Consider the following 23,735-nt stretch of genomic DNA (forward strand, 5'->3'; position numbering starts at 1 on the left):
TTCTTTTTTCAATGCTTAAAGAGATTCTCGCCGGGCCGAAGAAGGCGGGCTGTCAAGGGCGGGCCACAGGACCGCCGCCTTTGGCGGGCGCAGCCCCTTGACTGACCGCTGCGGCCCGGCAGGCTTGCTTGCAAGCAGCAAAAACAGTCTTCTGATCCACCGAAAGATTCTGCCAATATCGACATGCGGCCTGACAAGGGCGCTATTCACGATCTGCAATGCGCCTAAGGTCCGTAAGGACGGCATCCAACCACGCGCGGTCCTCGTACATGTAGACCCGCGCTGCATCTTGCCGCGTTGCAATTGCTCCAAGACTGAGCTTGGCATGGACGCCAGCTACCGTCAGTGCCGGAACGGCAACGGCTTCACGTACGGCCTTCGCGTAGCCTTCAAAGGATTTCCAGCATTCAAGCCATGCATCCGCATGATTGTCCCTGATAGGGCGGGGCATGAGATCGTTTCGTCTACCTGCGGCGCGAAGACGCTTCAGTATTCGCCGTGCCCTGGCGTTCTGATTTCGAAATTGTACAGCTACCGCGATACGGCGGAACAACTCGGCATCGAGATCGAAGTCGGGTGATGGAAGGCTTGGTGCATCTATGGCGTTGAATACCGGAACCGCCAATGCCGGCGCTGCGATGCTACCGGCCAGTATGGCACGGCGGGAAAGTCTTGTGTTAAGGGTAGGGGTAGCCATGACCAGACTCCTCTAAGTCAGGTTGTGGTCAGGCGTGGGAGGGTGTACCAGCACCCTCTCTCGCCGTTTTGAGCGTGATTGCATCTACTTCTATATTAGACTATTACATTGACTTGAGCTCATTTGAAAGTCAATGAAAAAGTAAGGTTTTTCCAAATTGATCACTCGAGATCAGTGTAGGGCCGCACGTGCGTTGGTCCAGATGAGTCAAGTCGACCTTGCGACAGCGGCAGGACTTTCAAAGCAAACTGTTATTGATTTCGAACGCGGCGCCCGAAATCCGCATAAAAAAAATCTTATGACTATACGCACCGTCCTTGAGGCCGCCGGAGTGGAGTTCATTGACCCGAATGGCGGTGGGCCCGGTGTGCGATTGCGTGAATGATGTCTACAGGACGGAACTATTCCACCATAAGTATTTTACACCCTATGCTATTGTGGTGCTGAACGGATAACTCAGTCAGTTTTGGTAAGGCCTTGAATGAAGGGTTGCACCGACTGTTTGATGGTTACACCCATCGTTGCAGGTAATGACACCTTGTCCACCCACAGTTTGGGTCACGATAAGAGGTTGTTATGACGAGTTAGATTTTAAGGAGTTTACCAGCGCAAAAAATGAGAGCTTAAATGTTTTAAGAACGTAAGCGCGATGCAGCCTTGTTGTTCGGCCCTGCGTTGCTGCTAATCGTTGCATCTGCAATTTGGACATTCAGCAAAGTGAGCGGGACACGCAATCGCGTTAGGGGTTTCTAAGGGTTCATATGCCAATTTGGGGTATTTCATATCCCAGGGCCAATACTATGAACGAAGACCTGATTGAAACACTGCCGGCCGCCCTCTCGGTAAAGGTGCGCGAAACAATTGATAGTGGCGAAACCATAATCGTAGCGCTGAAAGGTTCATTCAAAGAGGCGCTCGTTTGTACAGATAGAAGGGTCATAATTGTAAAAACTGGTTTTATGACCGGCAATTCCTTTGGCGTTAATGTATTTCAACTTCCCTATAAAAACATAAGCAGTGTCGAAGTTAAATATGGGGCGCTGACGGGGTATTTTGAGCTTTCGGCCAGCGGCGTAGCGAACACGATAAAAAGCTACTGGACAATCGGCGGAGAGGGTGACGCTACACAAGCGCCTAACAGCGTATCTCTTAATACAAGACAAATGGCCGAGCGTTTTCAGGCCGCGTGCAATCTCATTACGTCAAAAATGTCCAGCGGCGATACACACCAGTCCGGGCCCGCCTGTGCGCCCGCCTCTTTGGCTGATGAAATTTCCAAGCTAGCAGCACTGGTACGTGATGGATTTCTCACACAGGCGGAATTTGAAACCCAAAAGGAAGCGTTACTTGGGGCGGGTAGTGCGCCTGCTGCAGCTCTACCCGAAGCCACACCGACGGCAACCGATCGCCTAGATGACGATCCTCAGGATGAGGTTGATGCCAAGTGGGGGCGATTTGACAAGATAATTGCCGCAGAGGTCGAAAAACGAAAAGAAATGGCTGAACAGCCCTCACACTCCACATCTCGTCCAGCGTTTGGCAAACGCCGATAACCGATCACTGCTTTTCGCTTGGCGCTTCGCACATAGGCAGATGCGTTCAATTAACCGATTGCCGTCGTGTCTTCTCATCTGAGAAAATTCGGGAAGTGCCGCCTTTATCAAGCGACCGTTTTTCCCTGCACCATAAATTTCCCTACATAAACAGCGCTTTGACACTACCCGCCTGCACATGGCTCATAACGACATGTGCAGGTAAACCGGTTGTGCAGACAAGGGGTTAGGGTGCTTTTGCACCATGACCTTTTATCTTGCCCTCTTAAATGCACTCCCAACCCGCTGTTTCTTCATGGCTATTCTTTCCTCTATTTGGATACTTCGTTTCAGAACTGAGGACATACTCCCAGACTACTTCGGTGATTGTCTAGCCCCCAATTCAGTGGTGCTGAAACTGGGGGCTAGACAATAACACCCCTTGTCTGGATCGCCGCTTCGGCAAATGTCTCGATTCCCAACGGCATGACGTAGGCATCATCGCGCTTGGCTGGAGGGATAATATCGCGATCGGCCACATAGCCGTTGTAGAAGCACAACTGTGGTTCACCCGTGCCGGTCAGATCGAACTCATAGCCAATATGAGCGAGGCTGTCCCACTGCGTTGAATACTGAGTACTCAACGTGACCCGGTCATCACAACCCCCAACGCAGCAGCCAGGAGTTTCGTCTCTAAAGCGATAGTTGAAGTAGGGGCGACCTTAGGACCGGCCCTCAGTAACCGATTGCGTCGCTTCCACTACGCGTTCTGGCGTAATGTAGTTCAGGCTCCCCAGTTGATCATCTTCGCCGAAGTCACCCCAGTTGGATCCCTTCGGACGATGCGTCCAACGTTTACTCATCGTGCACTCCTCAAACCGCAACGCCACCGATCGTCAGGCCGCCACAGACAAACAATGTCTGCCCGGTCACAAATCCGCTTTCCCGTGACAGAAAATAGTCCGCTGCGGATGCTACATCCTCAGGCTTTCCAAGCCTCTTGACGGGAACGGATGCGACAACTTGCTTCGTTACGTCGCTGTCTGGCGGGTTCGCGGCGCGATACAATTCGGTTTCGATCGGACCCGGTCCAATCGCGTTGACCGTAATGCCGTGCTCGCCAAGCTCGAGCGCCCAGACGCGGGTGGCGGAAATCAGGGCACCTTTTGACGCGGCATAGGACGTGCGCAAACCTCGGCCAAGAGCGGAGCGGCTGGAAACATTGACCACTCGGCCGAAACCGGCGTGGATCATTGCCGGAACCGCGGCTTTCACGATCAGAGAGGGAGCAAGGACGTTGATCTCCATCGTTCTCGAAAAATCACCTTCGTTGAGTTCGGTCAGGGGAGACAAGGCGGCAATGCCCGCGCAGTTGACGACCCGTGTGACCGAGTGCTTTGAAACCACATCTTCCAGAGTTGCCTTCAAGGCCGGTAGGTCGCCGAGATCGGTTTCGAAATAGACCCCACCGCATTGGTCGTCAGGTGCCACCCGATCGAGATTGATGACAGTTTCATCCTTCTTCAGTCTCGATTGAACGATCGCCGCACCAATCCCGTTTGATCCTCCGGTGACAAGGGTTGCCTCAGGCTCTCGCATTCCTCGGTGCCTTTCTCGATAGTCTCTTGGCAAAGGGCGTATCCAACAATGGCCCCGCCGTTTTTTGAATTAGTTCGACCTCGACTTTCAGCGCATCGATTGCCTCATCAAGGCGCTCGCCCGAAATCCTCGAATTAATTGCCGCGACGGTTACCGCGGCCACACCTTGTCCTGTCGACCGACATATCGGCACGGCCACAGCGGACATGCCCTCAATGACCCGTGCATCGTTGAGCGCGTAGCCGTTGTTCCGCACCGCATCGATGCTCATTTCCAACCAGTTCTGGTTGATGCCAAACTCCATACGACGATCCCGATCTTCCCTAAGTATGGTTTCCACGACCTCGTCGCTTTGTGTGGCCAACAGCGCGAGGCTTGCGGCGCCGACGCCCAACGGCCGATGATCGCCAATTTCCAGGGTTAGCGTTTTGATCGGGTATGTGCCTTCTCGGCGGTCGACACAGATAGAGTCACGCCCCGAAAGCAGGCTGAAGAAAATGGTGTCTTCCGTCTGCTCGCAAAGCCGATCCAGACTTTCGTCAACAAATGGCGCGAGACCGTAGCGTTCGCTCGCTGTAGCGCTCCAAGACAACATCCTCATTCCCAGAAAGTAGCGGTTGTTGTCCGCATCCTGATCCACAAACCCATGCGCGGTGAGGCCCGACAAAAGCCGGAAAATAACGGCCGTGCCGAGGCCGGTTTTTTCAACCAGGTCAATCTGTCTTAACCCACGTTCTTTTGCTTGCGCCAAAGCTTCCAGGACCATGGCCACACGCGCCACGTTCTGATGCTCACCTTTTCCTGACTGCCCGGTTTTCTTCATTTCTGTCTCCTCACCTGCGCCTCTCTTTCTAACGCAAACCGGGCTCGCCTTGACAGCCAAGCCATATCATGGGAAATTCCGATTAACAATAGATAAATTCCGTTTATCGGAAATTAAGGGAGAGAATGGGTTCAGTAATGCTGGGATCGATCACTGATCTGACGTCTAAGAGTTTCGACCAGATCGTTTTGGCTGGCTCGCATTGCGGGCTGGCAACGGGTCAGTTTGCGTTGTCGTGTAATGTCCGTGCGCTGGTGTGCAGCGATGCCGGAATCGGTCTGGATCAGGCAGGTATCTCAGGGCTTCAACTACTGAACGGCCACAAAATACCGGCCGTCAGCGTATCTCACATGTCCGCGAGGATCGGTGACCCGCACGATATGCTCAGACGCGGCAGGATCTCCCATGTGAATGGCGCTGCCGCTGAACTCGGTATCAAGCCCGGGCATGCGGTTTCAACCACTGTCAGGACACTCACGGATACCGCTCCACGGCGTAAAGAGGGTCAACTCAAAAATCATCACGGTAAGGATTTTACGCGGCGTTTACTGACAGACCCAAACGGCGGCATCGATGTTGTGATCATGGATTCTGCTTCACTCATCGGATCGAGTGACGATGGGTGTATCGTGGTCACCGGGTCTCACGGCAGCCTTCCTGACAACAACAAAGAGCGGGCTTTGAAAGCTCGTCCCATTTTGGCCGTCTTCAATGACGCCGGCGTCGGCATCGACAAGGCCGGGATCAGTCGTATCCGTGCGCTCAACGCAATAGGTGTTGCCGCAGTTTGCGTCGATGCGGACAGCGCAAGGATTGGAGATGGATCGTCGACCTATGAAACCGGTGTGATCTCGCATCTCAACGAAGAAGCCAAGGCCTTGTTCCTTGAAGTGGGAATGTCCGTCCGAACCGCAATCGAACTCATCCAAAAAGGCTCTTCTGCTGGCGAAGTCCACTCGCCCCATGGCGCCTAGTCATCTGCATGCAATTGGGAAAACGAATACATGACCACCATCCAAGCAGTCGATCCTTCCGCGACTAACAATACGATGTCTCTGACCGGTGCGGAGGCGATTGTTGAAATTCTGGAGCAAGCAAATGTCGGTCCGATGTTCGGCATGGGCGGGTTTCAGCTGCTCCCCTTCTATGAAGCTGTTCGTGTTAAAGGTCTCACACATTTTCTGATCAACGATGAGAGATGCGGTGTGTTCGCATCGGATGCCTATGCGCGTGTCGCCGGAAAACCCGGGGTTTGCGATGCGACGCTCGGTCCGGGCGCAACGAACCTCGTCACCGGTTTGGTCGAGAGTCTGAACGCGGGCATTCCGCAGGTGGTTTTTGTAGGCAACACCCACCGCGATCATTCCTGGAAAAATATGACTCAGGAATCTCGCCAGATCGATATTCTGCGACCCGCCGTCAAGGAAGTCATCCGCATAGAGCGTTCTTCCAGGGTTCCCGAACTGGTGCGCCGTGCCTTTGCCGTTGCGACATCGGGCCGGCCTGGCCCGGTCGTTGTCGACGTGCCGGAGGATATCGCCCACGATGTCTATGACTATCCTGTCGATGACTTCTGGATCGATCCCGTAACAACAGCATCTCCCGCATACCGCTCCCACCCGGCAGCGGAGGACGTCGCCAAAGCTGCCCAGGCGATCGCGAAAGCAAAACGTCCTCTGCTGCTGGTCGGAGGCGGCATTCACAATGCCGGCGCCTACAAGGAACTACTGAACCTTGCCGAAGCGCAAGCCATTCCGGTTGCGCATACACTCTCAGGCAAAGGGGCAATTGCCTGCACACATGAGCTTTCGGCCGGTCTGTTCGGTCGTTATTCGCGGATCGCCAACGATCTTATCGATACCGCGGATTGCCTGATCGTTGTTGGGTGCAAACTCGGTGAGATCGCCACCAAACGGTTTGCTCTGTTCAACAAAAACGTCCCGCTGATTCATCTCGATGTCCTGCCTGAGGAAATCGGGCGAACAACGCCCGCCGACGTAGCCCTGATTGGCGACGCAAAGTGTGGGCTTGGCGATCTCAGCACTGCACTTTGTGACGAGAGTGGCAAGGCGATCCGCGACCGCGCGTCCTATGTACAGGAAATTCCGGCTCGCATGACCAAATGGCGTGAGGGCGCGAAGGATAAGCTGACGGATACCAGCAGTCCCATTGGCATGGGACGCATGCTGACAGAACTCAACAAAGCCATGCCGGCTGAATCGGTGTTGATCGCCGATGGCGGCTTTGCGGCTCACTGGGGTGGCCTTCTCTATGATACGAAAAGAGCCGGCCGGCGCTTTGTGGCCGACCGCGGTTTTGCATCCATCGGCTACGGCCTTCCCGGCGCAATGGGTGTTCAGCTGGCAGTGCCCGAGCAGCCCGTCGTCGCCATCACCGGCGATGGCGGATTCAACATGGTGATCGGGGAACTGGAGACCGCACTGCGCGCCAAGACGCCGTTCACCCTGATGATCGTGAACAATGCTGCATCCGGTTACATCAAATCGCTACAGCACGCGATGTACGGCAACTACCAGTCCTCAGATCTCGTTGAAATGAACTATGCCAACATCGCCGAGAGCTTTGGCTGCCATGGCGTTCGGGTCGAGGATCCGGAGGAGTTGGGGCCGGCCATAAGGGTCGCCAACGCGGAGCGCTCGAAACCGTCCGTCGTGGATGTCGTGGTCACGCGCGACCCGGCCAAGATGTTGCCCGGCGTCGACAGCAGAACCTTGAAAATCAAGAAAGGCGATCGACCGGTCTGATCCCGGTGGAAGGAGTCATTCTTGAAATAGTGGAGCTTGCCACCTGAAGATTTTTCGCTGAACCGAAGGGAGGAACATATGCGAAATTTACTCAAGACACTCACCTGTGCAGTAACAGCCGCATTTCTGTCCGGTACGGCTTCCATCACACCGCCCATCGGCATCAACATCTTCACCATCGCCAGCATTGGAGACGTCGACATTCGGCGGATCGCTCTTCAGATCGCACCATTCCTTCTCATGATCGTTGCTCTGATGTTCATCGTCATTTTCTTCGAGGAGATTGCGGCATGGCTGCCAAGCATGATGTAGCGGCGAAGCTTCGCGCCTTCGACGATAAACACCTTGGGAAAGGACCTTGATTGAATGAAGGGCCTATTTTTAGCTTTCAGGCGTTTTGAGGACGGCCTAACAGCCGTCGCCGCCGCAGCCGTGTTCTTTGTCATGTCCTTGGGTGTCGCGGAAATTGCAGGGCGCAGTGTCTTCAACGCACCAATCCAGGGGCACACCGATCTCGTGATTGTTGCGATGCCGGTTATCGTCTTCCTTGGCATCTCCCAGTGTCTTCGCAAAGACAGCCACATCCAGATGTCTCTGATCATCGACATGTTGCCGTACCGCGCAGCCGCTGCAGTCAAATCGATCGGGTGCCTGATCAGTTCGGTGACGATCCTCTGTATTTCGATTGGTGCCTATCGAAACTTCGAACGGGCTCTCACTTTCAATGACAACACCGCAGACCTGCGCTTGATAACATGGCCGTTCAAACTGATCGTGGCCGGCAGTCTCTTGTTGCTCGCGATCCGATTTGCAGTTTTTGCGATTGGGTACACCCGCGAGGCCTTCGCGATGAAGACGGAGGCCGACGGAAACCTCCTCCCGGAAGCACACGACGAGCTTGATCTGGAGACTGTCCGCGATGACTGATCTGGATACCTCAACACTCGGACTCTTGAGTGTCGTCTTTCTCATGGCCCTCGTTGCGGGCGGGATTCGTATTTTCGTCGCCGCGGCGCTTGTCGGTTTCCTTGGACTGGCTTCACTCAGAGGATGGGATGCCGCAATCGGATTGGCCGGACTTACACCCTATGCGAAGGCGGCCTCATATCAGTTCAGTGTCCTGCCGATGTTCATTCTTATTGGCTTCTTGGCCTTCCACGCCGGTCTTACGAGAAATGTCTTTGAGGCCGCCAGGATCTGGGTCGGTAGGCTTCCAGGAGGATTGGCTGTCGCGACAATTCTTGCAACGGCGGGCTTTTCGGCGGTCTCCGGAGCAAGCACGGCGACGTCGGCCGTCTTTTCCAGGATCGCTCTGCCCGAGATGCTTGGCCGCGGCTACAAGGTCGCGATTTCCGCCGGCGTCGTAGCCGCTGGCGGCACACTGGCCTCGCTCATCCCGCCGAGCGGTATTTTGGTTATCTACGGGATCATTGCGGAAACATCGATTGGAAAGCTCCTCATTGCAGGTTTTGTCCCGGGCTTTCTGTCTGCCGCGATCTACGTGCTTTTGCTCGTCTTCCTGTTTAAACGAAACCCCGGCCTGGGACCGGCGGGCACAGCCTTTCCTCTGCGCGAAAAGATCGCGTCCATTCGCAAGGTGAGCGGCATCGCTGTCGTCATCATGATCGTGCTCGGGGGTCTCTATACCGGCCTCCTGACGCCGACAGAAACCGGCGCCGCCGGCGCCTTCGTGATGTTGCTTTTTTGCGTCTTTCGAGCCGATTTCAAACTCGAAAACATGGCCCATGCCTTCATGGAAACCGTGAAGGTATCCTCGATGATTTTCGCGGTGATTTGGGCCGTCCTCATATATGTCCGGTTTCTCGGTTTCACAGGTTTGCCCAACGACATCGCAGCCTATGTGCTGAGCTTTGATGTCAATCGCTACGTCATCCTAATCGCGATCCTGCTGTTTTATGTCGTCCTCGGCATGTTCATGGATGCGATCGGCATGTTGCTCCTCACCTTGCCGATCGTCATCCCGACGATCATCGGTCTGGGTTTTAACGAAATCTGGTTCGGCATCATCCTCGTTAAAATGGCCGAGATTTGCCTGATAACTCCCCCGATCGGGCTGAACTGCTTCGTGGTCCACGGGGTGCGGCCGGACATTCCCATGAACAAAATCTTTCAAGGAGCGGCTCCGTTTTTCGTCGCCGACGTCGCTACCGTCGGCCTTCTGATCGCAGTTCCTGAAATCGTCCTCTGGTTGCCTAACCAGATGGCGAACTGAGCAATAGAGAGAGCACCTAACAGGAGGAATTACTATGGGTATGAAATCACTAATCATTGCTGCGGTTGCCACTTTATGTATCGCCGTTGCGCCGGCGGTTGCGGCAGACACCGTCGATGGTCCCGAAGTCAATTGGAAGCTGTCCCTTTGGGGCAAACCTCGCGCATTTACTGCCGGCATTGATAAGTTCAGCGAGCTTGTCTCCGAACGCACGGGTGGAAGATTCAAGATCGAGGTCGTCTATGGCGGGCAGCTCGCATCTCCGCGCGAAAACCTTGATGGCTTACAGATCGGCGCTTTTGAATCCGCTGTTCTGGCTGCTGCCTTCCATCCAGGTAAGATGCCGCTTTCACTCGGATTGGATCTTCCCTTCCTGCCGGTGCCGGACCTTGAGACCCGGCAAAAAGTGGTTGAAGCATATTTCGCCCATCCGGCGATGAAGGAAGAACTCAAGAACCTTGGCGTTCGTCACCTCTACACAGTCCTCGCTCCACAGTTCGAATTCATGGGGGGCGGGGAGCCGCCGGAAACCCTTGACGACTGGAACGGCAAGCGCGTTCGAGCTCTGGCCGGTATCGGCGAGGCTATGGCGATATTAGGGGCTGTACCGATCTCGATTTCCCCGACCGAAGTCTATACCGGTCTGGAGCGCGGAACAGTGGATGCCGCCTCCTTTCCATTCAGCTACGCTCATGGTGCCTACGGCTTGCATGAGATTTCGAACTGGTACACGTCAAACCTCAATCCGGGTGTGACGCACGCGCAACTTCTTGTGAGTCTGGGTGCGTATGGAGCCCTTCCTGAGCAATATCGGAAGGTCTTGGAGGAGGTGAAAGCGGAAGCCTATGCGTTCAATATCCAAGCCATGGCTGACGCTGATGCCAAGTGGATCCCATTGTTCAAGGAAGCCGGTCTAAAGGATGTGACCTACACCGACGAAGAGCGTCAGCAATGGATCGATTCCGCTGCCAAACCCGTTTGGACCAATTGGCTGAAAGAAGGCGCAGATGCGGGCAAACCAAGTCAGGAACTACTCGATCTGATTTTGACTACGGCCAAGCAGTAGTGCGGTCGTGACTGGCCGGCGCTCTCATCGTCGGCCGGTTACGCGTGATCAAACGAAGTCGGGTAGCAAATCTTGCCGGAATGAGGCACTCCAGATATGCAGTTGGCTTTTGCGATGTTTTTCCTGCCCGAAAACCACGCCCATGCAGGTGGGTCGATGGGAAAGCTATAGGCGTACCCACTAAGATCTTTCCGAGGCCCGATGCGCGTGTGTGAAACAGGTGATTTCCGCATTCGGTCCTTTTGGCCTCAAGGGTCTTTCTCCAAAGTCGGGACGTCTGGCACCAACGAGCCCAGCCTGTCTCCAACACCAGGCACTATCTCCGGACATCAAACACCACTTTGCCGGATTGCCCCGACCGGGCCATCTGGATCGCGTACTCGAAGTCTTCCAAGTCGTAGGTGTCTGTAATCAAAGGTGAGATGTCCAGACCAGCCTCCAGGAGCGATGTGGTTCTGTCCCACGTCTCCGCCAGCAGGCGGCCATATATTCCCTTGAGGGTTATTTCCCGCAGCACAATTTGCCCGGCGATATCAACGGAAACGGCGCCCGCCGGCAATCCGGCCATAACAGCGGTCCCGCCTACAGCCGTCGCTTGAAGTGCCGCGGTGATGGCATTTGAAGCACCGGACGTTTCAATTGTCGCCCCAACACCTTCGCCATTCGTCTCTTTTTGAACGGTTTCGATCGGGTTTTCCTCCCGGGGATCAATTGCTATCCGAGCGCCAGCCTTCAATGCCAATTTTCGTCTCGACTTCGAGAGATCTGAAGCAATAATCAGTTCCGCACCAAGGGCCTTTAGGGCAGCAACTGCGAAGAGGCCTATCGGCCCGCAACCTGAGACCAATACAGAACCGGCAACATTATGGGCCAGGGTCGCAGCACGAACCGAAATTCCAAGCGGCTCCATACAGGCTCCAACACTATCTGAAACTTCACGCGGAACTTTGCGCAGGAGTGGAAATGGCACAGCGGTGTAATCGCAAAATGCGCCGGCCCCGATTCTGCTGAAGGTCTTCAGGCGAATACAGGTATGCCCGCGTCCGGCGACGCACTGACTGCAAGTGCCGCATGCCAGGTGCGTTTCGCAGCTTACGCGGTCACCGATACGAAAGTCCGCGTCTCCCTGAATATCGCATATCTCACCGCATAGCTCATGTCCAAGCGCGAATGGTGGCTTGTACACCTTGGACGCCCATTCATTCCATCCGACGATATGTAAGTCCGTTCCGCAAATCCCAGCCTTCTCAACCCGGACCAAGGCTTCGCCTTCACCAAGAACAGGAAGTGGCTTGCGGACTAACTCGACAGCATCCGGCTGGGGGGCGGCCATGAGCAGCACACGATTTTTTCTATCGACTTTCATTCAAAATGCTCTTTGTAGATTCGGCTTCAATGAAACGAATTGCATATTGAACAATTAGCCAATCACTGTAAACTTTTGATTATCGATATCATTTTTTCGTTTAACGGAAAATAAGAAAACAACGCTTATGCAGCCAGCTTTCTTCTCAAATCAGTTGAAAATTACCGGACGACCGATACTTTGCTTCGGCGATTCCAACACCTGGGGCTACGAGCCGGGCTCAGCTCGGCAAATCAAGAAAGCCGACCGATGGCCCACGCAGCTCGGTCGGCTCATTGGTAAAGCCGTTGTTCAGGACGGTGTTTGCGGACGGACGGCGACCGTCGAAGACACGGTTGGCGGGCGGCCCACAGCCGAGCCAGCCCTTACGCGCGTGCTTGAAGCACAGGGTCCATTCGACACAGTGTTCCTTATGCTCGGGACCAATGACCTCAAGGCGCATCTCGACCAATCAGCAGATGAGATCGTGAGCGCCATGTTGATTCATGCATCAAAAGCTAAATAATACGCCGAGCGTACCATCATTTTGACCCCACCTCGGATTTCGCGGTTGGTCGGACATCGGCAAGTCCTGTTTGCAGGAGCGCTTAAAAAATCAGTCGCCTTAGAACACGGTTTGCTGTCCTCGTCCAAGACCCGAGGCGTTCGAGTTGCCAGGACATCCCAATGCGTCTCACCCAGCACCATCAACGGCATCCATTTGGATCAGGCAGCTCATTGCAAACTTGCGGTGTTTTTGTCTGAGTCTTTTGAGAACTGACACACCGAAATCATATGGGCGGTAGTGTGAAGTTCCCTACTGAAACGATTTCACACAAGCTGCGACCGACTTAAGACTTCTAACGTAGAGCATTGGTCGTTTCGTCACGATGCGTAGAAAGGACAGGCAAATGAAGAATGGGTTCTCGCTTCGTGAAGTGCTTCACCGTCGTGAGCTTTTGATTGAGGCTGCGTACATTGGTGGAGAGTGGAGGCAAGCAGAACACAACCGTAGCAATTTCTGTCTAGCCCCCAGTTTCAGCACCACTGAATTGGGGGTTTCTCTAATAAGGTTTCAGGCACTGGTGGGCGCATCCCAAGCGCATGATGTGGCCGGATTTGGTTATATTGTCTGAGCCAGATGTTGATGGCGACCTGGGCTTGTTTTGTGCTGTGGAACCATTCTGCATTGAGGACTTCGCGACGGAGTGTTCCGTTAAATCGCTCGTTGTATCCATTCTCCCAGGGAAAGCCGGGATAGATCTGCATCGGTTGGATGCCGACGCGTCTGAGCCAGTCCTGAAGCGGTGCGGCGATGAACTCCGGGCCGTTGTCCGAACGTATGTATTCCGGCTTGCCGTGCTTCATCAGCAGCCGGTGTAGAATATCCAGAACATCGCTTGCATTCATCTTGGGCCGTACCGCCACGCAGAGCGCTTCACGGGTGTACTCATCGAGCACAGTCAGCATCTTGTAGGAGCGTCCGTTGCTCAGTTTGTCATGCACGAAGTCTATCGCCCAGACGTGGTTGAGATGCGTAGGCCTCAGCCTAATGACAGAGCTGTCCTTGTGATAGAGCCGCCGTCGCTTCTTGTGTCGGTGTGGAAGCTGCAGACCTTCTTCGTCCCACAAAGGCTCAACCTTCTTGTGATTGACCTGCCAGCCTTCCATGCGAAGTAGAGCGGTGACTTTCCGGTAGCCATATCGCCCATATTGTTTAGCCAGCCGGATCATTGCCAGGCGCAGAACATCGTCATTTGCTGGTTTGGACTGGTAGCGATGACTGGACCGGGACACACCCAACACGGTACAGGTGCGGCGCTCGGAGGTATCCAGCTTTTGGCGGGTATGAATGACCGCCTGACGAAGTTGCTCCCGCGTCAGGCCTTAGGCTTTAAATGATCCAGGCTCTCCTTCAGGATCAACTTGTCGAACTGCAGATCGGCCACGATCTTCTTGAGCCGTTCATTCTCTTTCTGAAGCGCCCGCATCTCCGACAGTTGAGGCCGCCCCATCCCGCCAAACTTCTTACGCCAGTAGTAATACGTCTTGTCCGAAATCCCTGCTTTCCGACACGCACTCACAACATCCAGCCCATCATGCAAATGCACGTCGACTTCGCGCAAAAGCTTCAACGCATCTTCATCCGAATACCGCTTCCGAGCCATTTCCAATCCCTCCTGTGGCACCAAAATAGTGGCACAGTTTTACGGGGCTAAGACATTTAAGCAGTCATGGTTTCGGTCTTGCTGGCTAAAACGCGATTTTCATGCCTTTACTAGGATGTTCCACTTTATAAAAACTGGGTTAAGCAGCTATTTTAGAACGGAATTTTAACGGAACTAAGTTTCGGTATTGAGTTGACATGTTTATCAAGATCGTAGATTTTTTGGTTTCATCGAGCCAACGATGCAAATCCTGACTTAATATCAGACGTTGCTCAATGGCTACGAAACGGCGAGAGACGATCAGAACGATATGACTATGCGGAACCTCCATGAAGAAAAAGGTGCACACCAAAACGTTGCACGAGTTACGCTCGTTTTGTCCATCCTCGCGGATGCTTCAAGGGAAGGTATGAGATTTAAGGATGTTGTGACAATATCTGGTCTTAGTAAGACCGCAGCACATCGGTTGTTGGCTGGAATGGTACAATACGGTCTGGTTGATTTTGAGGAAGCTACGGCTCGTTACTATCTTGGTCTGGACATGGCTGTCTGGTCTTCAGAAGCCAATAATAGATATGGCTTGGCTAAGATTTCCGAAGATGAACTGCGGGAGCTTTCCGAAGAGACGGAAGACACCGTTTATTTGATGGTACGAAGTAATTCCAAGTGCATGTGTGTAGCCCGTGTTGAAGGTTCATATCCGATCAAGACATTGACGATTGATGTCGGAGCGTATCGCCCGTTGGGTGCTGGCGCTGGACCGCTCGCAATCCTGGCGCATCAACCCGATCCCGAAATCGACAAGATACTCAAAGAAAACGAGGTCAGTATTCGCGAGTACGGGTTTTCGATAGCAGAATTAAAAAAAATGGTGACGGATACGAGATCGCATGGCTATGCGACAATCGACAACCGTATCGTTCCAGGCATGTCCGGCGTCTCAGTCCCAATCAAGCGTCACGATGGTGTGGCATTTGCGGCGATCAACATCGTCGCTGTTCAAGATCGTATGAACTCAGAGCGTCGTCAGTGGATTGCGTCCACAATCAAGACGAAGGTGAGCAAGATTGAGGAAAAACTGAGTAACATCCTAACAGTCGATGGCTCGGAGTTTATCATAAGCAATTCGATCGCAGAAAAGGCTCAGTAGTTAAAAGCCAATTCAACTTTGCGGTCCTTGACGATCAATTTTTGCATCTTTGATCTCATGCCGTGCTGACCACACAAGCGACGCGACAAACAGCACTATGAACACCCAGCAAATCGGACTGCGGAAAAAGTAAGTCCAATCGTCAGCTATCAACAAGCTTCGACGCAGGTTGTCTTCAAACTTGGGTGCCAAAATGAATGCTAGAATAAATGGTGCAATTGGGATCTGTGTCTTCTTGAATGCAAAACCAATGACACCGAAAAACAGCATCACACCGACATCAAATAGATTGTTTGCAACCGCATAGCTGCCAAACAGACAGAACAAGAAGACTATTGGCATAAGCAACTCGCCCGGTACACGCGTGATAACTGCAAACGACTTCATAACGAAACGGCCAGCAATCAGCAGCACGATTGAACTGAACATCACACCCAAAAAGATAGCGTAGACAATGTCGGCGTTCGTTTGAAACAGGAGGGGGCCGGGAGCCAAATTATGTATCGTGAAAGCCCCAAGGATCACTGCGGTAACAACATCGCCTGGCACTCCAAGGGCCAATAAAGGGATCATTGTTGCGCCAGCGACACCGTTGTTTCCTGCTTCTGAAGCACAAACGCCCTCCACCTCACCCTTACCGAATTTGTCGCCATTCGGAGAAAACCTCTTCGCCAAACCGTAAGAAAGAAAGGCCGCAGCTGTCGCTCCCGCACCCGGAATGGCTCCGACAATGACCCCAATAAAACTGCCTCTAAAGATTGAAGGTGCACACTTACGGTAGTCCTCAAGAGTGAACTTGGACCTATCCAATGCGCGAGCCGAATGTTCCTGTGCCCTTTTGTGATAGAATTCTAGGATTTCTGGCAAGGCAAACAAACCGACCAGCATCGGGATGAAACTTATACCGCTCATCAGGTTCAGATTGCCGAACGTCAGACGTTCAGTTCCATAAACAAGATCCAGACCTACCAAAGAAAATATCACGCCAATCAATGCAGATATCATTCCTTTCACTTGTGACCCCGATGAAATCGCAATGACAATCGTGAGTGAAAACGCGATAAGCCACAGAAATTCCGGTGGACCAAATTTTAAGGCTATCGAAGCCAAAACCCCTGCGAACAATATCAGGCAGATGTTTGAGACCAGATCGGCAGTACAGGAAGCGTAAAGTGCGCCCATTAATGCGCGCGTTGCTTGCCCATTCTGTGTCATCGGGTATCCATCAAGCGTGGTACATGCGGCCGCGGGTGTTCCGGGTGTGCGAATGAGAATTGCGGAAATAGATCCTCCAAGAACGCCACCTTTGTAAATCCCAACAAGCAGCAGGATGGATGTCACCGGGTCCATATGGAACGTGAACGGAAGGACAAGGGCCACACCCATGACCGCAGATAATCCTGGAATAGCCCCGATGAACAACCCGATGAGGACACCCGCTGCTATGGCCAGGAAATTTTGCAGCTGGAAGAAAACATCAACTGCGCCTTGAAGGTTAGCAAGCATGCCGAAAAGTTCCTAGAATAGACCTAAAGGGATTGGCACGCTCAGAATGAGGCCGAAAAACCCCGAAACAATGAGTGGAAATATCAAGCCAACAACTGCGTAAGAGGTTAGGTGCGCGCGTCCAGACAACTTCAGCAACCCTATCCCCACAACGGCGCCTGCGAGAGGTAAACCGATCAAGTAAGAGAGTGGCAGGCTTGCAAGTAACAGCAACAATCCAAGAAACTCGTTTAGTGATACAGCGCCGAACCGTGTGGTTAATTCGGTGTTTCGTGCACCAGCTCGAAATGTTCCCACAAAACCTATGATCGCAAACAGACCAACAAGTATTGTGCTGCAGTATGCGAGGAAACGTGGGCTTGATGGGTCAAAGACTGACCCATCATTGTCCGCCGGTAAATTGATGCCATAGGGAATTCCGATGGCGGAAAATCCCACTGAAATGGCGAAAAGCGAGACGTAAAGTAGGCCATCACCGCTAATTTTGGTCTTCATGGCTTGGCCTTCCCCGCCTCGCTCTTCGCCTTGTTGAGCGGTTTATTTTTTAGGAATGCCTGCAGTGTTCACGACATCATTCCACTTTGCTAATTCATTTGCCACATGCGCGCGCAGATCTTCAGGCGAACCGCCGTCAATTGTTGCTGCTCGACTTACGGCGAAATCCCGGAAGTCATCCGTTTCAAAAACCGCGTTAAGTGCCTTATTGATCTCTGCGACCTTTTCGTCTGAGATTCCCTTTGGTGCAAACATCCCGAACCAAGCCTGAACTTCGAAATCCGACATCGAAGCTCCGCCGACTTCTTGGATCGTTGGGACATCTGGAAGCTGAGGAGAGCGCTCCGCAGTAGTGACCGCCAGCGCTTTTACTGCACCTGACTGGATATGTTTGATAGCAGAAGGCGCGTTGTCGAACATCATATCGACCTGTGCACCAAGCAAAGCTGGAATGGCTTCACCACTACCTTTGTAGGGAACGTGAACGATATCAAGGCCCGTATTGGCCTTGAATAGTTCGCCGGACAAATGAACGGAACTACCTACGCCTGAGGAAGCAAAAGTGAGCTTCTCTGATTTAGCGAGTTCGAGCAATTCTTCATAAGTGTCTGCGGGAGAACTCGCAGGTACAACCAAAACGTTCGGGACGGAATATACCCGCCCGATAGGCTCAAAGCTGTCGACTGGATCATACTGCAATGAGGTGTAGATCGCTGGAGCGATGCCATGGGATGAGATCTGACCCAAGAAGAGGGTATTGCCGTCATTAGGCGCGCCAGCTGCTTTTGTTGTTCCGAGCGTGCCGCCTGCGCCTGGAAAATTCTGAACGACAATGCTCTCACCCGTCTGACTTGACAAAATGTCTGCAATTTTGCGGGCGGTCGTGTCCGTTGAACCACCGGCTCCATAGGAGACGATCAGTTCTATTGTTTCTGTTGGCCATTCATCCGCGGCGGATACCGCTGGGAACATCATTGTCGAGGCAATGATTGCTGCACTTAAACTCTTAACTGTTAGCTTCATATTTTTCCTCCCTAACGAAACAAAGTTCCGATAAAAGTTATTTTATATTTATATCAGGTGTCAAGTTCCGCGACATTGGGTCCAAAGATTTTCGATGTTTCGGACAAGCAGAACGTCCTTGAACAATGCTCAACGGAGTGATCGTGAGACAAATTTATGTAGTTGGAACAAACTTGCACCGGTGCCTGCGCGGTTAACAACGCAATGTCAGACCGCCATCTATCACGAGTTCTGTGCCCGTTATTGATTTCGCTCGATCCGAGGAGAGGAAGGAGACTGCGTGCGCCACATCCCATGCATCTCCCATTTTTCCGATAGGGACTTTACTATCGCGCTCGGCGATGAATTTTACTGCCTCTGAGGGGTCTTTGTTTTTCATCAATCTCTCTGTGACCAATGGAGTATTCATAAGACCGGGAATGACAGTATTGATGCGAACACCTTGGCGCGCGACACTTATTGCGGACGATCGGCCCAATTGGATGAGTGCGGCCTTTGCAGCCGAATATGCCACGGCATTGCTCTCTAGGCATCGGATGCCAGCGATTGAACCAACGTTGATTACCGAGCCGCTCTTCCGCTTTATCATAACAGGCAATACAAGCTTCAAGATTCTGAAGACGTAACCAACATTAAGCTCGAACTGCCGTAGCCAAGCTTCGGGAGCGAGTGTTAAAATATCGCCCGGAACCGAGCCGCCTACACAGTTCACCAGAATGTCTATCTGCCCGAGATGCCGCTGCGCGGCCAAAACGGAGTTTTCTAGCTCGTGTTGGTCGATGACATCGCAAACGATCTTTTCGAACGCCCCCACATATCGTTCCGTTTCCTGCAAGGCGGAAAGGTTCTGATCTATCCCGCAAACAGCTGCACCTTCAGCGCGCAGTACTGAGACTATCGCACGTCCATTTCCCCACCCGCTTCCGACTGATCCAGCCCCAACAATAAGTGCGCGTTTACCCGTTAGCATTGCGCCAGGCTTGTAATTTGTATCTTGCATTCTCTCCCCTGTCTGTCGTCTCGCGTTATGCAGTGCTCAAATATCTGCAATTCCGGCAGTCAAACCGCCGCAGACATAGAGTGTTTGTCCGGTGATGAAGCCTGAGGTTTCTTCAAGGAAGAACTGAACCGCCCGAGCAACATCAGCCGTCGTGCCTAACCGTCCCACTGGAATTGACGACACGAGTGCCCGCTCTTGTGGGCTTCCCTTGGGGTTAACTTTTTCAAAGAGTTCAGTTGAAATCGGGCCAGGGCCGACGGCATTTACGGTTATGTTGTGCTGTGCGAGTTCCAAAGCCCAAACCCGGGTCATCGAAATCATCGCGCCCTTCGTTGCGGCGTAAGCTGTCCGATTGGACTTCCCGAGCGCCGCCCGGCTCGAAACATTTACAATGCGCCCCCAGCCAGCTTCCTTCATTGTCTCTGCCACTGCCTTTGCGCAATAAGCCGGACCAACCATGTTCAGAGGGACCAGTTTCTCAAAATCAGCATCGGTGGTCTCTGAAAGCGAATGGGATATCGAAAATCCAGCATTATTGACCAACCCAACAATGCTGAATTCTTCCTTTAATTCTCCAACGGTATTCTCAATCTGATGCGCGTTCGTGAGGTCGACACGACGAAAAACGCAATCCTGGTCATCGCTGGGTTTTGCAATATCAAAATTGATGACGCTTGTGCTGGAGTCTGCCAGCGCCGCAATGACTGCAGCGCCAATCCCGCGTGATCCGCCAGTTACAATCACAGCGTTCGGTTTTTGACTAGCCAAAGATTCTCCCCCTCCTTCTAAGGTCGGTCCTATGCCAGGCGTTCCTGGCGTCGGATGGTCTAGATTCCGCTCGAACTTCATTGAGTAAATCGAGTGAAAATAGGAAATATTCCGTTTAACAGAACTTTTTCCCGTTGAAAAGGTATCCGAAGTGGTTCAGTATGCGTCGAATTTTGAGGCAGAGTTTCTCTGCACGGTATCAAAAGGGAGGAATATGGCCTTGCAAAATAACCCCATAGACAGCGCTGACACTGTCACCATGACAGGCGCTGAGGCGATAGTAGAAATTCTGGAATGCGCCAAGGTTGGCCCAATGTTTGGGATGGGTGGGTTTCAACTGCTTCCTTTCTACGAAGCAGTGCGCGTTAAGGGATTGAACCACCATCTGATCAATGATGAGCGCTGCGGATCCTTTGCTGCAGATTCCTATGCGCGCGTGTCTGGTCGGCCGGGAATTTGCGACGCAACTCTGGGCCCAGGAGCAACCAATTTTGTTACGTCATTGGTAGAAAGTTTGAATGCGGGCATCCCTCAAGTCGTTTTCATCGGGGATACCCATCGGGATCACTCCTGGAAAAATATGACTCAGGAATCCCGTCAGGTGGACATTCTGCGTCCTGCTGCAAAAGAAGTGATCCGCATCGAGAGGGCTTCACGTGTTCCTGAGCTTGTGCGCCGAGCATTTGCGGTGGCCACCTCTGGTCGACCGGGTCCTGTTGTCGTGGATGTGCCCGAAGATATCGCACATGATACTTACGAGTATCCTCTTTCCGATTTTTGGATCGACCTAACCACAACCCGCTTTCCCGCATACCGTTCCCGCCCAGATGCGGCGGATGTGGCGAAAGCTGCGGTAGCAATCGCAAAATCAAAGCGTCCTTTGATCTTGGCCGGTGGCGGTGTGCACATTGCACAGGCATATGACGCCCTGCAGGCTTTTGCTGAAGCACAAGCTATCCCAGTGGCGCACACTTTGTCAGGTAAGGGTGCGATTGCTTGTACCCATCAATTGTCTGTCGGCCTATTTGGTCGCTACTCGCGCATCGCCAATGCTCTCGTTGAGAAGGCTGATTGCTTTATTGTCGTCGGCTGCAAGATGGGAGAAATTGCGACCAAACGTTTCCAACTGTTCAATGACCCCTCTATTCCTGTCGTGCACCTTGAAGTGTTGCCCGAAGAAATAGGGCGAACCACGAAGTCTGATTTTCCTTTGATCGGTGATGCGAAATGCGGGCTGGAAGATCTCACCGCCGCACTCAGTCATTATGGCGCGGCCGCGCAGCGTGATCGGGCCGAGTACATACTTGAAATCGCGCCGCGCATGGAAAAATGGCGCAACGCCGCCAAAGACAAACTGCATGGTACAGGTAGCCCGATTGGAATGGGGCGCATGCTGACTGAGCTGAACAATGAAATGCCAGCGGAGTCCGTTCTGATCGCAGACGGTGGCTTCGCTGCGCATTGGGGTGGCCTTTTGTATGACACCAAAAAGGCCGGACGTCGGTTTGTAGCCGATCGTGGCTTTGCCTCGATCGGTTATGGTCTGCCCGGCGCAATGGGGGCCCAGCTTGCTGTTCCAGATCAGCCCGTTGTGGCCATTACAGGAGATGGTGGCTTCAACATGGTTCTTGGCGAGCTTGAAACCGCCATTCGAGCTAAAACACCGTTCACGCTGATGATCGTGAACAACGCGGCATCGGGTTATATCAAGTCGCTACAGCACGCGATGTATGGGTCCTATCAGTCCTCAGATCTTGTTGAAATGAACTATGCCGAAATCGCTAAATCCTTCGGCGCGCATGGCATTCGTGTTGATGATCCGGAGAAGCTTGCACCCGCCATTCGCGAGGCGAATGCCGAACGGTCGAAGCCATCAGTCATCGACGTCGTGGTCACTCGCGATCCAGCGAAGATGCTGCCAGGTGTTGATAGCAGAACAATCAAAGTCAAGAAGGGCGATCGACCCGTCTAGCATCCATCTCAATGGTGAAGCGGCAGCAACTTGCGTCGCGTCACCCTTAGCTTTCAACTTAACCGCATCCTTTCTCCATGACCGAAAACTCAAATAAATTGCCCGGAACTCTCAAGAACAGTGAACTTCTCTGCAACAGCGCGCTCATTGGTAACCGCTGGGTCCAAGCAGATGAAGTCCAGGTATCCTTCAAGGTCACGAACCCGTCGACTGGTGCTGTTCTTGCGACGTTGCCTGATCTAGGTGTTTCGGAGACGCGGGCTGCAATTGATGCCGCCCATATTGCTCAAAAGTCCTGGGCGGCGAAGACGGGTAAAGAACGCTCAGTGGTGCTGCGGCGGTGGCACGATCTCATGGTCGCCAATGTCGATGATCTCGGCGCTATCCTCTGCGCTGAGATGGGCAAACCCCTTGTCGAAGCCAAGGGAGAGATCCTCTACGGTGCGAGCTTCATCGAATGGTTTGCCGAGGAGGCAAAGCGCATCTACGGCGACATCATTCCCGGCCATCAGCCCGACAAACGCATCATGGTCCTGAAGCAGCCCGTAGGTGTTGTCGCATCCATCACGCCATGGAACTTCCCCAATGCAATGATCGCGCGTAAAGTGGCTCCTGCCCTTGCGGTCGGCTGTGCCTTTGTTGCTCGACCCGCAACTGAGACACCCCTTTCGGCACTGGCCATGGCCAAACTCGCTGAAGATGCCGGGCTGCCGGCAGGGCTCTTCTCGGTCATCACATCGACACGGAGTGCGGAGATCGGACAGGAGTTTTGCTCCAATGAAAAGGTCCGCAAACTCACTTTCACCGGTTCAACCGAAGTCGGTCGCATCCTGATGAAGCAGTCCGCCGATCAGGTGATGAAGACCTCCATGGAACTGGGCGGCAACGCCCCCTTCATTGTCTTTGACGATGCTGATCTTGATGCGGCCGTAGAAGGCGCGATGATATCGAAATACCGCAACAACGGGCAGACCTGCGTATGCGCAAACCGCATATATGTTCAGGCCGGAGTCTATGACGCCTTTGCCGAGAAGCTTGTTGCTGCCGTCGAGGAGATGAAGGTCGGCGACGGATTTGAGGATGGCGTCACTGCCGGCCCGCTGATCAGTGAGAAGGCTGTCGACAAAGTCGAGGACCACATCAAAGATGCGATCTCCAAAGGCGCATCGATTGTGACGGGTGGCAAACGACACGCGCTCGGTGGAACCTTCTTCGAGCCAACCGTGTTGAGGGATGTCACCCGAGAGATGTTAATTGCATCTGATGAGACTTTTGGACCAGTTGCTCCGCTCTTTCGCTTTGAAACCGTCGAAGATGTGGTCGAACAGGCCAATGATACGATCTTTGGCCTCGCATCTTACTTCTATGCCAATGATCTTTCGAAGGTCTGGCGTGTGGCAGAAGCGCTTGAATACGGCATGGTTGGTGTGAACACAGGATTGATCTCTACCGAGGTCGCGCCCTTCGGAGGCGTCAAGCAATCGGGCCAGGGACGTGAGGGTTCGAAATATGGTGCCGATGACTATCTCGAACTGAAATATCTCTGTCTTGGAGGCCTTTAAGCAACGAGCTATCCCTGAACCGCGTGCTCAT

Annotated in this window: 25 protein-coding genes; 12 read left to right on the forward strand and 13 right to left on the reverse strand. The window is 53.1% G+C overall.

All coding sequences use genetic code 11. The features are described from left to right. Positions 1 to 202: 202 nt before the first annotated feature. Positions 203 to 697 (reverse strand): hypothetical protein, encoded by a 495-nt coding sequence (locus OQ273_RS01275; RefSeq protein ID WP_267988655.1) that lies wholly within the window; start codon positions 695 to 697, stop codon positions 203 to 205. Between the two features lie 157 nt (positions 698 to 854). On the opposite strand from OQ273_RS01275, the gene OQ273_RS01280 reads away from it, so the two are divergent. Both OQ273_RS01280 and OQ273_RS01285 read left to right on the forward strand, forming a co-directional pair. Continuing rightward, positions 855 to 1,082, forward strand: a complete 228-nt coding sequence (locus tag OQ273_RS01280; protein WP_267988656.1) for a helix-turn-helix transcriptional regulator — start codon at positions 855 to 857, stop codon at positions 1,080 to 1,082. 415 nt (positions 1,083 to 1,497) lie between these two features. Continuing rightward, a complete protein-coding gene (locus OQ273_RS01285; protein WP_267988657.1) occupies positions 1,498 to 2,250 on the forward strand; it encodes a PH domain-containing protein in 753 nt (250 codons plus the stop codon). Between the two features lie 404 nt (positions 2,251 to 2,654). On the opposite strand, the gene OQ273_RS01290 is transcribed toward OQ273_RS01285, so the two are convergent. The 4 genes from OQ273_RS01290 to OQ273_RS01305 form a co-directional block, all read right to left on the reverse strand. Beyond that, a complete protein-coding gene (locus OQ273_RS01290; RefSeq protein ID WP_267988658.1) occupies positions 2,655 to 2,873 on the reverse strand; it encodes a hypothetical protein in 219 nt (72 codons plus the stop codon). Between the two features lie 78 nt (positions 2,874 to 2,951). After that, the gene (locus tag OQ273_RS01295; RefSeq protein ID WP_267988659.1) at positions 2,952 to 3,092 is read right to left on the reverse strand and encodes a hypothetical protein; all 141 of its coding nucleotides are present in this window, start codon (positions 3,090 to 3,092) and stop codon (positions 2,952 to 2,954) included. A gap of 10 nt (positions 3,093 to 3,102) precedes the next feature. Next, the gene (locus tag OQ273_RS01300) at positions 3,103 to 3,828 is read right to left on the reverse strand and encodes an SDR family oxidoreductase (RefSeq protein ID WP_267988660.1); all 726 of its coding nucleotides are present in this window, start codon (positions 3,826 to 3,828) and stop codon (positions 3,103 to 3,105) included. Then, on the reverse strand, positions 3,815 to 4,651 hold the full coding sequence (locus tag OQ273_RS01305) for an IclR family transcriptional regulator (RefSeq protein ID WP_267988661.1): 837 nt from the start codon (positions 4,649 to 4,651) through the stop codon (positions 3,815 to 3,817). Before OQ273_RS01305 ends, OQ273_RS01300 begins: the two co-directional genes overlap by 14 nt. Before the next feature lie 125 nt (positions 4,652 to 4,776). Here OQ273_RS01305 and OQ273_RS01310 point away from each other — a divergent pair, with 125 nt between their 5' ends. The 6 genes from OQ273_RS01310 (at position 4,777) to dctP (ending at position 10,715) form a co-directional block, all read left to right on the forward strand. Next, positions 4,777 to 5,625 (forward strand): hypothetical protein, encoded by an 849-nt coding sequence (locus OQ273_RS01310; RefSeq protein WP_267988662.1) that lies wholly within the window; start codon positions 4,777 to 4,779, stop codon positions 5,623 to 5,625. Between the two features lie 30 nt (positions 5,626 to 5,655). After that, entirely contained in the window at positions 5,656 to 7,416 is a 1,761-nt protein-coding gene (locus tag OQ273_RS01315; protein ID WP_267988663.1) for a thiamine pyrophosphate-binding protein, read from the forward strand. Positions 7,417 to 7,494: 78 nt separating this feature from the next. Beyond that, complete coding sequence (locus tag OQ273_RS01320) at positions 7,495 to 7,728, forward strand: TRAP transporter large permease subunit (RefSeq protein ID WP_267988664.1); 234 nt, start codon at positions 7,495 to 7,497, stop codon at positions 7,726 to 7,728. Between the two features lie 54 nt (positions 7,729 to 7,782). After that, entirely contained in the window at positions 7,783 to 8,343 is a 561-nt protein-coding gene (locus tag OQ273_RS01325) for a TRAP transporter small permease (RefSeq protein WP_267988665.1), read from the forward strand. After that, positions 8,336 to 9,649 (forward strand): TRAP transporter large permease, encoded by a 1,314-nt coding sequence (locus tag OQ273_RS01330; RefSeq protein ID WP_267988666.1) that lies wholly within the window; start codon positions 8,336 to 8,338, stop codon positions 9,647 to 9,649. Before OQ273_RS01325 ends, OQ273_RS01330 begins: the two co-directional genes overlap by 8 nt. A gap of 40 nt (positions 9,650 to 9,689) precedes the next feature. After that, entirely contained in the window at positions 9,690 to 10,715 is a 1,026-nt protein-coding gene (gene dctP / locus OQ273_RS01335) for a TRAP transporter substrate-binding protein DctP (RefSeq protein WP_267988667.1), read from the forward strand. 316 nt (positions 10,716 to 11,031) lie between these two features. Here dctP and OQ273_RS01340 read toward each other — a convergent pair whose 3' ends face one another. After that, positions 11,032 to 12,081, reverse strand: a complete 1,050-nt coding sequence (locus tag OQ273_RS01340) for a zinc-binding dehydrogenase (protein ID WP_267988668.1) — start codon at positions 12,079 to 12,081, stop codon at positions 11,032 to 11,034. A 127-nt stretch (positions 12,082 to 12,208) separates the two neighbouring features. On the opposite strand from OQ273_RS01340, the gene OQ273_RS01345 reads away from it, so the two are divergent. Continuing rightward, a complete protein-coding gene (locus OQ273_RS01345) occupies positions 12,209 to 12,586 on the forward strand; it encodes a GDSL-type esterase/lipase family protein (RefSeq protein WP_267988669.1) in 378 nt (125 codons plus the stop codon). 512 nt (positions 12,587 to 13,098) lie between these two features. Here OQ273_RS01345 and OQ273_RS01350 read toward each other — a convergent pair. Further along, complete coding sequence (locus tag OQ273_RS01350) at positions 13,099 to 13,944, reverse strand: IS3 family transposase (protein ID WP_276562354.1); 846 nt, start codon at positions 13,942 to 13,944, stop codon at positions 13,099 to 13,101. Beyond that, entirely contained in the window at positions 13,941 to 14,228 is a 288-nt protein-coding gene (locus OQ273_RS01355) for a transposase (RefSeq protein ID WP_267988670.1), read from the reverse strand. Before OQ273_RS01355 ends, OQ273_RS01350 begins: the two co-directional genes overlap by 4 nt. A 310-nt stretch (positions 14,229 to 14,538) precedes the next feature. On the opposite strand from OQ273_RS01355, the gene OQ273_RS01360 reads away from it, so the two are divergent. After that, a complete protein-coding gene (locus OQ273_RS01360) occupies positions 14,539 to 15,378 on the forward strand; it encodes an IclR family transcriptional regulator (protein WP_267988671.1) in 840 nt (279 codons plus the stop codon). 12 nt (positions 15,379 to 15,390) lie between these two features. Here the strand turns inward: OQ273_RS01360 and OQ273_RS01365 are convergent, their stop codons facing one another. The 5 genes from OQ273_RS01365 to OQ273_RS01385 form a co-directional block, all read right to left on the reverse strand. Next, the gene (locus OQ273_RS01365) at positions 15,391 to 16,884 is read right to left on the reverse strand and encodes a tripartite tricarboxylate transporter permease (protein ID WP_267988672.1); all 1,494 of its coding nucleotides are present in this window, start codon (positions 16,882 to 16,884) and stop codon (positions 15,391 to 15,393) included. A gap of 12 nt (positions 16,885 to 16,896) precedes the next feature. Then, positions 16,897 to 17,379 (reverse strand): hypothetical protein, encoded by a 483-nt coding sequence (locus OQ273_RS01370; protein WP_267988673.1) that lies wholly within the window; start codon positions 17,377 to 17,379, stop codon positions 16,897 to 16,899. A 42-nt stretch (positions 17,380 to 17,421) separates the two neighbouring features. Then, positions 17,422 to 18,402: a Bug family tripartite tricarboxylate transporter substrate binding protein gene (locus OQ273_RS01375; RefSeq protein WP_267988674.1), complete on the reverse strand. Its 981-nt coding sequence runs from the start codon at positions 18,400 to 18,402 to the stop codon at positions 17,422 to 17,424. A 193-nt stretch (positions 18,403 to 18,595) separates the two neighbouring features. Further along, the gene (locus tag OQ273_RS01380) at positions 18,596 to 19,402 is read right to left on the reverse strand and encodes an SDR family NAD(P)-dependent oxidoreductase (RefSeq protein WP_267988675.1); all 807 of its coding nucleotides are present in this window, start codon (positions 19,400 to 19,402) and stop codon (positions 18,596 to 18,598) included. 36 nt (positions 19,403 to 19,438) lie between these two features. Continuing rightward, complete coding sequence (locus tag OQ273_RS01385; RefSeq protein WP_267988676.1) at positions 19,439 to 20,170, reverse strand: SDR family NAD(P)-dependent oxidoreductase; 732 nt, start codon at positions 20,168 to 20,170, stop codon at positions 19,439 to 19,441. A gap of 214 nt (positions 20,171 to 20,384) precedes the next feature. Here OQ273_RS01385 and OQ273_RS01390 point away from each other — a divergent pair, with 214 nt between their 5' ends. Continuing rightward, positions 20,385 to 22,142, forward strand: coding sequence for a thiamine pyrophosphate-binding protein (locus OQ273_RS01390; protein ID WP_267988677.1), 1,758 nt, complete (start codon positions 20,385 to 20,387; stop codon positions 22,140 to 22,142). A 77-nt stretch (positions 22,143 to 22,219) separates the two neighbouring features. Further along, complete coding sequence (locus tag OQ273_RS01395; RefSeq protein WP_267988678.1) at positions 22,220 to 23,704, forward strand: NAD-dependent succinate-semialdehyde dehydrogenase; 1,485 nt, start codon at positions 22,220 to 22,222, stop codon at positions 23,702 to 23,704. Positions 23,705 to 23,735: the final 31 nt, after the last annotated feature.

The sequence above is a fragment of the Hoeflea prorocentri genome (assembly GCF_027944115.1).
GTDB classification, from domain to species: domain Bacteria; phylum Pseudomonadota; class Alphaproteobacteria; order Rhizobiales; family Rhizobiaceae; genus Hoeflea_A; species Hoeflea_A prorocentri.